Below are 1,432 nucleotides of genomic sequence, written 5' to 3'. Positions count from 1 at the left end.
CCGTGCCTGTGCGCCGTCGTGGAGGTCGCGTTCGATGCGGCGCAGGTCGGCGGCGGCGGTGTCCACGACGACCCCCCGGTCCGACTCCAGCTCGGAGACCCTGGAGGCCAGCCGGGAAGGGCCGAGCAGACCCAGCACCATCAGCCGGTCCACCGACACCAGGCCACGGATGATCCACGGCGTCACCAGGACGAGAGCCAGCCCGAACGCGCAGGTGACGGCCAGCTCGAAGGGGGAGTCGAGGTAGACCTGATGCGTCCCGTCGCCGTACAGCTGGATCCCGTCGACACCCGCGTACACCGGGAAGACCCAGCGCCACAGCGGGTAGGTGAACGCGGCCCAGCCGTACGACCAGAACGTGACCGCCACGAAGAACGCGAACACCGCCCAGGGCATGTGCAGCACCGCGTAGAGCAGATGCCGCCAGGAGACCCCGCTCTTCAGCACCGCGCCGACCCAGGACATCAGGCCGCCCTTGCCGCGCACCGGCGCGGGATCCGCGACGTCCAGCCTCAGCAGGCCGCGTGCACGGCCCCGCTCCATGACACCGAAGCCTCGGCACATGACGAGGCCGGCCGCGAGTATCGGAATGCCGAGGAAGGTGATGAGCATGCCCAGTCCCAGCGACACCATGGTGATCGCGAAGCTGAACAGCACCACGCTGATCGGCAGGCTCAGGAGCACATAGCCCAGCTCGCGCCAGGTACGTCCCTCGAAGGGCGCGCGCAGTGCCGCGGGGAAGAGGTGCTTCGCCGGGGGGTAGCCCCCGGAGCCGGTGCCGGGGGTGTGGTGGCCCCGTGAGGCCGGTCCGTATGCCGTGGCCATCAGTGGCGTCCGTCCGTTTCTTCTGAGCGGGGGCTCCCCGCGGGCCGATGCGTCGGCTGATGGTTCAAGACTGCTGTGCCAGGGGCGCCGGCACCATGAGGGCCGTCTCCGTATCCGGCAGGGGGTTTTCCCCACCATGGCGGCGCTTGCCTCTGCGTCCGGTCCTGCTTCCGGCCTCGCTTCCGCCTCCGGGGCGGGTCCGTACGGCCAGGGGCCCTGCCACACCGCCTGCCTGTCATCCGGCACCGCCGGCGAGCCCTGCCGCACCCGCCCGCTCGGCCTCCGCGTCCGCGCGGTCGCGCCAGGGCAGCTCCGCCGTGACCGTGGTGGGGCCGCCCTCGGGGGAGTCCAGGACGAACAGCCCGTCGACCGCCCCGAGTCGCTCCGCCAGCCCCGACATGCCCGTACCGCCGTCGAGCCGGGCTCCGCCCGCCCCGTCGTCCCGGACCTGGAGGATCAGCCGGTCGCCGGACCGCCACACGTCGACCGACGCCTCACGGGCGTGACTGTGTTTGCTGACGTTCTGGAGGAGTTCGGAGACGGTGAAGTAGGCGATGCCTTCGATGGCCTGTGCGGGTCGTGATTCCAGGTCCACGGTGACTTTCAC

2 protein-coding genes are annotated in these 1,432 nt (G+C 71.1%); both read right to left on the bottom strand.

The genetic code is table 11. From position 1 onward, the window contains the following. The coding region (locus ABT001_RS36000; RefSeq protein WP_351285910.1) for a sensor domain-containing protein at positions 1-825 on the bottom strand (825 nt) is incomplete at its 3' end. Positions 826-1,060: 235 nt separating this feature from the next. Continuing rightward, on the bottom strand, positions 1,061-1,432 hold a 372-nt coding region (locus tag ABT001_RS35995; RefSeq protein WP_502967587.1), incomplete at its 5' end, for a sensor histidine kinase.

Origin of the sequence: Streptomyces sp. NPDC002793, assembly GCF_040295485.1 — a bacterium.
Lineage (GTDB): Bacteria > Actinomycetota > Actinomycetes > Streptomycetales > Streptomycetaceae > Streptomyces.
The sequence above is the reverse complement of the archived record's forward strand: the minus strand, read 5'-3'. Positions and strand labels throughout refer to the sequence as shown.